Source organism: Acidovorax sp. HMWF018 (genome assembly GCF_003061035.1).
GTDB classification, from domain to species: domain Bacteria; phylum Pseudomonadota; class Gammaproteobacteria; order Burkholderiales; family Burkholderiaceae_C; genus Acidovorax; species Acidovorax delafieldii.
On record NZ_QAIM01000509.1, the window covers coordinates 1 to 8,178 of the forward strand.

Here is an 8,178-nt window from a genome sequence, read left to right on the forward strand (position 1 = left end):
GCTTGGAGCAGCCTTCGCAACCGCCTGAATCTCGCGCGGGCGCAGTGGGGTACGAGGGCCGCAGGCGCCATGCTGTGCGCGGTAGCTGCCTGGGCACTGTGGATGGATCTCATTTACAAGCCGTCGCTCTGGTGCCGCTGAGCGCGCGGCGCTGATCCGTCCACATGAACCCAGTCGCCCCGCGGCTGGAAGGTGGGCGATGCCTTTGTCGCGGGGACTGGGGTGGTCCAGCCAGGCCCGCTTTCAGTCAAGTGTTGCCGGATCGCTGCGCGGCCTGCCGGTTCTTCGCCACGTCACTGGAACTGGTGATAATCTGCGTAACTATTGGTGGCATTGATGTCGCCATGTATCGTGCGCCTGACGTGAACTCATCCATCCTCATCGACATCAGCCAACTGCGTGTCGGCATGTACATCCAGCTCGACGTGGGCTGGATGCATCATCCGTTCCCGACCAGCAGTTTTCGGGTGGCGTCGTCGGAGCAGATCACCACCTTGCGGGAGCTGGGACTGACCGAGGTGCGTTACGTCCCCAAGAAGAGCGATCCTGAACTCCAGGAGCTGGTGCCGGCCGCCTGGAGCGTGCCTGAAATGACAGTGCCGCCGCCCAACGGCCTGGATGCGCCCGGGCCTGGCACGACCACTGTCGTTGACCCCGAGGCACAGCGTCGCCGCGAGCTGCTGGAAGCGCAAAACCGGGCCTTGGCTGCCTGCAACCAGCGTTTCTCGGAAGCCACGCGGCAGTACCAGTCCATGGAGCGCACGGTGTCAGAGCACCCGGACCAGGCTAGGGCCAAGGGGGAGGCACTGGTTTCGGGGTGTGTTACCGAACTGCTGGAAAACGGCGACTCCGTCATTCGGCTGCTGTCCGAGGGGGTGGGCGAGCGCAACGGATTGCATCCGATCAATGTGATGGTGATATCGCTGCTGCTGGGTCGGTCCCTGGGCATGAAAAGCGAGGAGCTGCACGATCTGGGTGTTGCCGCGTTGATCCATGACATCGGCAAGCTCAAGCTGCCGCCCAATCTGCGTCAGCCTACGCCCTCCATGATCCCCATGGAGCGCACGCGCTACGAGACCCACGTGGTGGAATCCGTGGCCTTGGCCAAACGCATGGGGTTTGCCGATGCGGTGCTGACGGCAGTGGCCCGGCACCACGAGATGTGTGACGGCAGCGGGTTTCCCCAACGCTTGAAGGGGCCTGACCTGGGGCGCATGAGCCAGGTCCTGGCACTGGTCAATCAATACGACCGGATGTGCAACCCGGCCATGGGTGTGACGGCGCTGACGCCGCATGAGGCGCTATCCGTCATCTTTGCCCAGCTCAAGGCGCGGTTTGATTCGGTGGTCCTGGGGGCTTTCATTCGCATGATGGGGGTGTACCCGCCCGGCTCCATCGTGCAGTTGGTCAACGACCGGTATGCCATCGTGGCATCGGTCAACTCGTCGCGGCCCCTGCGGCCCAAGGTCATCGTGCACGACCCGCGCGTACCGAAGGATGAAGCGCCGATACTGGATCTGGAAACCGTACCTGAACTGGGCATACGGCGCAGCCTCAAGCCCGCGCAGCTCCCGCGTGACGCGCTGGACTACCTGTCGCCTCGACAGCGGATCTGTTACTTTTTTGAGCGAGCGGTCAGTCCCGGCCCTGACGAGGCCTCGGCGTGAACGACTTGCAATCGCTCGGATGGCTGGATGGCCTGCAGGAGGCCGTGTGGCTGTTGGATGAGACAAACCAGCACATTCTGCAAGCCAACGCAGGCGCCGAGCGTCTGACAGGGCTGTCTGCCGCTGACATGCAGGGGCGGTCTGTGCTGGATCTGGCCAGCACGCCCCAGGAGCTGGCGTTCTGGTCCGAGCCGGCCGATGTGATTGCCCAAGGCGTTCCTGCCCACACCAGTTTGCTGCGTGCCGATGGCAGTCTGGTACCGGTGCAGCGTTGCGTCCGGCGAGTGCCTTGGGGGGCGAGTGGCACCAGTGTGCTGCTGCTGACCATGCTGGACCGCAGCCGCCAGGAGACCACCGAGCGCGAGTTGGAGACATTGCTCTCTGAGTTGCGTGCCACGCTGGATTCCGCTGCCGACGGCATGCTGGTGTGTGGACTGGACGGCGGTGTGCGGGCATTCAACCAGCGCCTGGCGCAACTGTGGAACCTGCCGCGCCAGCTGCTGGTAGAGCGTGACGATGCTGCGGTATACGCCTTCATGGCGGACCAGGTGGCAGACGCCCGTTTGTATGCCGAACGCTTGGCAGCCATCGACCGCGAGCCGACGCAAGAGAGCACCGACATCGTCGAGTTGCGCAATGGTGTGGTGCTGGAGATGCGCACGGTGCCGCAGTTCAGCCAGGGCCGTGCGGTGGGCCGGGTGTATTCGTTCCGGGACATCACCCGCCAGACCGAGATCCAGGCCAGCCTTCGCCTGGCCGCGCGCGTGTTCGAGTCCAGTCTGGATGCGATCTTCATCGCAGACAGCCAGCACCGCATCATGCGCATGAACCCGGGGTGTGAGCGGCTCGTGGGGCCCACGGCCAAGGGTTTTGAAGGCTGTGTGGCAGCCTCGCTTTTTGGCGGTGGCTCGGATGCCTCGTTCATGGAGCAGGTCCTGCAGGGCTGGGCGCAGGATGGCTTCTGGGAAGGCGAGTTGTGGCTGCCCCGCGACAACGGTGCGTATTGTGCTGTCCAGTTGTCCTGGGTGGCCCTGCGGGATGATGAAGGGCGGCTGGTGCAAAGCATTGGCTTCATGCGCGACCTCACACTGCAGCACGCCGCGCAAAAGCGAATCGAAGAGCTGGCCTACAGCGATGCCCTCACCGGTCTGCCCAACCGCCTGCTGCTGTCTCAGCGCGTGGATACCGCCATTCAGGGAGCACGCCAGAGCGACACCGGCTTTGCGATCCTGTTCCTGGACATGGACCGATTCAAGATCATCAATGACTCCCTGGGGCACCCCTTTGGGGACCGGGTGCTGCAATTGGTGGCCGAGCGTCTGCAGACCTGTTTGCGGCAAACCGACATGCTGTGCCGCCTGGGGGGGGATGAATTTGTCATCTACCTGCACGGTGGCGACGCATCCGTTGCGGAGAGCGTGGCGCGCCGGATTCTGGACGACATGCTCAAGCCCTTCATGCTCGACAGCATGGGCTTTTCGATCCAGTGCAGCATCGGTATTGCGCTGTACCCGCAAGATGGCGCTACGCTGGACGACCTCATCAAGCAGTCCGACACCGCGATGTACCGCGTCAAGGAGCGTGGGCGCGGCAGTTATGGCTTCTACCAGCCGCAGATGAACGCCAACCTGCTTGCGCGCATGCAGATGGAACATGCGATGCGCCAGGCGCTGGGTCTGCAGCGCATGGCTGTGCACTACCAGCCTCAGGTCAATATGGCGACCGGGCGCATCACCGGCGCCGAGGCGCTTTTGCGCTGGACGGATGCAGAGTTCGGCGCCGTCTCGCCTGCCGTGTTCATTCCCTTGGCTGAAGAGTCGGGTTACATCGTGACGCTGGGCGCCTGGGTGATGGAGCAAGCGGTGCGCGAGGCCGCCCTGTGGATGCACAGCGGCACGCCCATCATGATTTCCGTGAACGTGTCTGCGCTGGAGTTTCGCCAGCCCGATTTTGTGGACCGCATCACGCGCCTGCTGGCGGTGCATCAACTGCCTCCGACTTTGCTGGAGCTGGAACTGACAGAATCCATCCTGCTGCAGGACGCACAGGAGATGGAGCAGCGCCTGCGCGTGCTGGCAGACCTGGGCATTGGCCTGGCGATCGACGATTTCGGCACCGGCTACTCGAGCCTGGCCTATCTCAAGAAACTACCCATTCACAAGCTGAAGATCGACCAGTCCTTTGTGCGCGGCCTGCCCGACGACGATGGCGACCGTGCCATTGTCAGTGCCATCATCAGCATGGGCCGCGCCATGCACATCGAAGTGGTGGCCGAAGGGGTGGAGACTGAAACCCAGCAGGCGGTGCTGCAGCAAATGCAGTGCGAGCACTACCAGGGCTTTTTGTGTGCGCCGGGGCTGCCGGCAGACCAGTTCCGCGCCATGCTGAGCCAACCCCTGCCGCTGAAGGCCCAGGGGCGTCACCGACCGCTGAGCACCTGAAGCTCCAGCGCTCAGCGACCAGAGGTTGCGGCTCGGTAGACGGCCGAGAGTCCGCCTCTGTGTCGGCCTTATACGGCCGAAACGCCCTTCCACAGCATGTAGGCCGCCAGGCCAAACAGCAACGAGGCAAACACGCGCTTGAGCTGCTTGACGGGAAGATTGTGCGCCGCCTTGGCTCCCAGCGGGGCCGTCAGCACGCTGCAGCTGGCAATCACTCCCAGTGCCGGCAGCCAGATATAGCCCAGCGATGCCGGTGGCAAGCCGCTCACGTTCTGCCCGCCAATGGCGTAGCCGATCACGTTGGCCAGCGCGATGGGAAAACCCAGAGCGGCGCTGGTGGCCACCGCGTTGTGGATGGGCACATTGCACCAGGTCATGAAGGGCACGCTGACAAAGCCGCCACCCGCGCCGACCAGACCCGACAGAAAGCCGATCACGCCGCCTGCCGCCACCTGGCCTGCGCCACCCGGCATCTGGCGCGTGGGCGCGGGCTTCTTGTCCAGAAACATCTGCGTGGCAGAAAAGCTCACAAACAGCGCGAAGAAGATCGCCAAAAACGAGCCCTTGAGCAGTGCAAACACACCCAGGCTGGCGATGAAACCACCCAGCACAATGCCGGGCGCGAGTCGCTGGACGATGTCCCACCGCACGGCGCCGCGCCGGTGATGGGCACGCACGCTGGAGATGGAGGTGAACATGATGGTGGCCATGGAGGTGGCAATCGCCATCTTCACCGCCAAGTCAGGCGCCACCTGACGAGCGCCCAGGATGTAGGTCAGGAACGGCACCAGCAGCATGCCCCCTCCAATGCCCAAGAGTCCCGCCAGAAAGCCTGTGGCCAGGCCGAGCACACCGAGTTCAACAATCAGCAAGGGATCGAGCATGGCGGGATATCAGGCAACAAAGGACAACAGAGCACGCGGAAAACCGCGAAAAATGCCCTGTCACGGACGCAGCAGCAAGTGCTTGCAATGACAGGGCATGGGGAAGAGGGTGTCTGCGAATGCCACCGAACTCTCATCCTGAACCGGGGGGTCAGGTGGGCGAGGGCAGCCTGGCGTTGGGTTCATCTGACGCGAGATGATCACGCTCACCGGACGATGTACCAAGCCCGAGCTCAATGAGCATTGGTTCAAGGAAATATTAAGCCCGACAGCTTCGCAGACCCGCCAATTGTAGGTGCTGCCAGCGGGCGCTGCGCGCTCGGGGTGATGTAAAGACCGCAAGCGGCTGTGACGGACGGGCAAGAGGAGCGGTGTGCCTTAGCACACCAAGGACTAGAGAAGGCGTCCGTCGTCGCCCAGAGCGTCGTCCAGACGCTGTACCAGGCTTTGCAGACGCTGCTGGTCGGTATCCGGCAGCAGGCTTTCCTGGTGCCCCACCACGGGAGCGCTGGCACTGGCAGATGGACTTGCCACGGGCTGTGCTGCAGCCGCAAGGTCTGCGGCTTCGCGGTCGGCGATCTCGAAGGCCAGGTTCAGCGCGGCCAGTACGGCGATACGTTCCCGCGCCCGGACCTTGCCCGCATCGCGGATGCGCGTCATCGCGGTGTCCACGCGCTCCACGGCGTCCAGCAGGCGGCTTTCGTGGCCCTCGGGGCAGGTCAGCAGATAGCTTTGCTGCAGGATCTGCACCTCGATTTGCTTCATTCGGCTTCTTTCGTGAGCGGCGCGGCGGCGGGCAGGCGTTCGAGCAGGGCATCCACCCGGGCGCGTGCTGCGCTCAAGCGGGATTTGAGCGAGTCGCGCTCCTGCGTCAGTGCCGCAACTTGATCAGCCAGCAGGGCATTGGTGCGCTGCAACTCCGCATGTCGCAGCAGCAGGCGCTCCACGCGCTCGGCGATCTGGTCGGTGGGGGACGGTATTGCCATACAGCCTTGGATTGTAGGCGGTGTGACACCGAGCGGTCCCTGGCCCCAAGCTGCGGTGGTGTGCAATGCGCAACAGATACAAGTGCATTGTCGGCCGCGTGGGTGCCATGCGGAGTTGCCCGCTTGATCTGGCGCGCTGGGAGCAGCTTGTAAACGGTCGTAAAATCCAAATGTTGGTGCTCGCGGTGTGGTTCACATGCCGCAGTTCAACGGGAAGCAGGGAGGCGCCGTACCACCGGTACCCGCCCAGCCTGCGCTGCCCCCGCAACGGTCAGCGGACGAATCACCTGATTCTCTCTCCATCCATAAGCCACTGGGCGCCTTGAACAAGCGCCTGGGAAGGCATTGGGGGGGTGTTCCGCCAGCCCGGATACCGGCCAACACGGTGGCTGCGTGCGCCCTTTTTTGGCGCTGCGCGGCTGTATCACCCACATGCTGGCGGGAGGCCGGCCCGGGTTGTTTGTTGACCTTGATCCCCATGAAAATCCGTACCCTTCGTGCGCGCCCTGTGGCGTCGTTGCGCCTGCCCGCCCCACGCCTGGCACTGCTGTCACTGTTGGCTGGCAGCGCCTGCGCCGCTTTCGCACAGACCGCCCCGGCCACCGGCGAGCTGCTGGCGCAAAACCTGCGCGCACCGTCGTTGTCTGAAACGGTGGTGGCAGCCACGCGCACCCCGCAGCCGCTGGCCGACCTGGTGGCCGACATCTCCATCGTGGACCGCGAAACCATCGAAAGCAGTGGCGCCACCGGTCTGGCCGACTTGCTGGCCCGTCTCCCCGGTGTGGAGTTCTCGCGCAACGGTGGCCCTGGCACCACCACTGGCGTGTTTCTGCGTGGCGCGGAGTCGCGCTTTACTGCGGTGTACATCGATGGGGTGCGCATCGACTCGCAATCCACCGGTGGCGCGCCCTGGGAGAGCATTCCGCTGGGCCTCATCGACCGCATTGAAGTGCTGCGCGGTCCGGCGGGTGCTGTCTATGGCTCGGACGCCCTGGGCGGCGTGGTGCAGATCTTCACCAAGCGCGGTGAGAACGGCACGGCGCCCTACGTGGGCGTGGGCGTGGGCAGCCACAACACCACCAAGCTCGAGGCAGGGATCAGTGGTGCCAGCGGCACGCTGGACTACGCCCTGGGATTGGCGCGTGATGACAGCAAGGGCTTCAACGCGCGCCCCATCGCTGGACAGAACCCCGACCGTGACGGCTACCGCAGCACGGCAGGCCACGCGCGGGTAGGCCTGCAGGTGAACGCAGTGCATCGCCTCGAAGGCGCCCTCATGCTGAACGACACCAACAGCGGCTACGACAGCGGCCTGGGCAAGGACGACCGCAACCTGCACACCATGCACGCGTTGGGCCTCAACTGGATCGCGCAGTGGAGCAGTGCCTACAAGACGCGCTTTTCCATCACCGACTCGCGCGACGAATACGAAACCCGCCCCTCGCCGTACCTGAGCGACACGCGCCTGCGTGGCTACTACTTCCAGAATGAATGGCGCCAGGGCGCGCACCTGGTCACGGCGGCCCTGGAGCGCCGCGAAGACCGGCTGGAGAACAAGCCCATCGACGCCAAACGCTCGCAAGACGCGCTGGCGCTGGGCTACGGCTACAACGCTGCAGGCCACACGGTGCAGCTCAATCTGCGTCACGACTCGGACAGCGAGTTCGGTGGCAAGAGCACTGGCAGCGTGGCCTACGGCTACGCCATCACCCCGCAGTGGCGCGCCACGGCGTCGGTGGGCACGGCCTTCCGTGCGCCCACGCTGTACCACCGCTTCAGCGAATATGGCGTGGCCACGCTGCGCCCCGAAAGCAGCCGCAATGCCGAAGTGGCGCTGCGCTACGCCCAGGGCAACAGCACCTTCTCTGCCACGCTGTTCCGCAACCGTGTCAGCAACCTGATTTCGTTCTCTGGCCCAGGCACGTGCCTGTCGGACTTTGGCTGCTACGCCAACACGGCCCGCGCCGAATACAAGGGCGTGACGTTTGCGGGCTCGCACCGCGTGGGCGACGTGCAATTGCATGGCTCCATTGACCTGCAACGCCCGCGTGATCTGGACACCGGCAAGCAGCTGGCGCGCCGCGCCAAGCAGCACGCCACCTTCGGCGCCGACACCCGCCTGGCGGGCTGGACCGTGGGCGCCGAAGTGCAGGCGTCGGGCCGCCGCTTCGACACCGTGGCCAATACCAATGTGCTCGGC

Annotated in this window: 6 protein-coding genes, 1 pseudogene and 1 riboswitch; of the genes and pseudogenes, 4 read left to right on the plus strand and 3 right to left on the minus strand. The window is 64.5% G+C overall.

The features are described 5' to 3' along the window. The 3 genes and pseudogenes from DBR23_RS31440 to DBR23_RS21580 all read left to right on the plus strand — a co-directional run. Nucleotides 1–141, plus strand: a pseudogene (locus tag DBR23_RS31440) (sulfite exporter TauE/SafE family protein); the annotation flags it as partial. Between the two features lie 221 nt (nucleotides 142–362). Further along, the gene (locus DBR23_RS21575; protein WP_233250655.1) at nucleotides 363–1,667 is read left to right on the plus strand and encodes an HD-GYP domain-containing protein; all 1,305 of its coding nucleotides are present in this window, start codon (nucleotides 363–365) and stop codon (nucleotides 1,665–1,667) included. Next, nucleotides 1,664–4,108 (plus strand): bifunctional diguanylate cyclase/phosphodiesterase, encoded by a 2,445-nt coding sequence (locus DBR23_RS21580; RefSeq protein WP_108499546.1) that lies wholly within the window; start codon nucleotides 1,664–1,666, stop codon nucleotides 4,106–4,108. The genes DBR23_RS21575 and DBR23_RS21580 overlap by 4 nt, the downstream gene beginning before the upstream one ends. Nucleotides 4,109–4,176: 68 nt before the next feature. Here DBR23_RS21580 and DBR23_RS21585 read toward each other — a convergent pair whose 3' ends face one another. The 3 genes from DBR23_RS21585 to DBR23_RS21595 all read right to left on the minus strand — a co-directional run bounded on the left by DBR23_RS21585 (nucleotide 4,177) and on the right by DBR23_RS21595 (nucleotide 5,978). Further along, entirely contained in the window at nucleotides 4,177–4,992 is an 816-nt protein-coding gene (locus DBR23_RS21585; RefSeq protein WP_056747157.1) for a sulfite exporter TauE/SafE family protein, read from the minus strand. Nucleotides 4,993–5,385: 393 nt separating this feature from the next. Beyond that, complete coding sequence (locus tag DBR23_RS21590; RefSeq protein WP_056064363.1) at nucleotides 5,386–5,757, minus strand: cell division protein ZapA; 372 nt, start codon at nucleotides 5,755–5,757, stop codon at nucleotides 5,386–5,388. Then, the gene (locus DBR23_RS21595; RefSeq protein WP_015014799.1) at nucleotides 5,754–5,978 is read right to left on the minus strand and encodes a hypothetical protein; all 225 of its coding nucleotides are present in this window, start codon (nucleotides 5,976–5,978) and stop codon (nucleotides 5,754–5,756) included. Before DBR23_RS21595 ends, DBR23_RS21590 begins: the two co-directional genes overlap by 4 nt. 157 nt (nucleotides 5,979–6,135) lie before the next feature. Beyond that, a riboswitch (cobalamin riboswitch) is annotated at nucleotides 6,136–6,375 on the plus strand. Nucleotides 6,376–6,456: 81 nt separating this feature from the next. Here DBR23_RS21595 and DBR23_RS21600 point away from each other — a divergent pair. Continuing rightward, the coding region (locus DBR23_RS21600) for a TonB-dependent receptor domain-containing protein (protein ID WP_233250656.1) at nucleotides 6,457–8,178 on the plus strand (1,722 nt) is incomplete at its 3' end.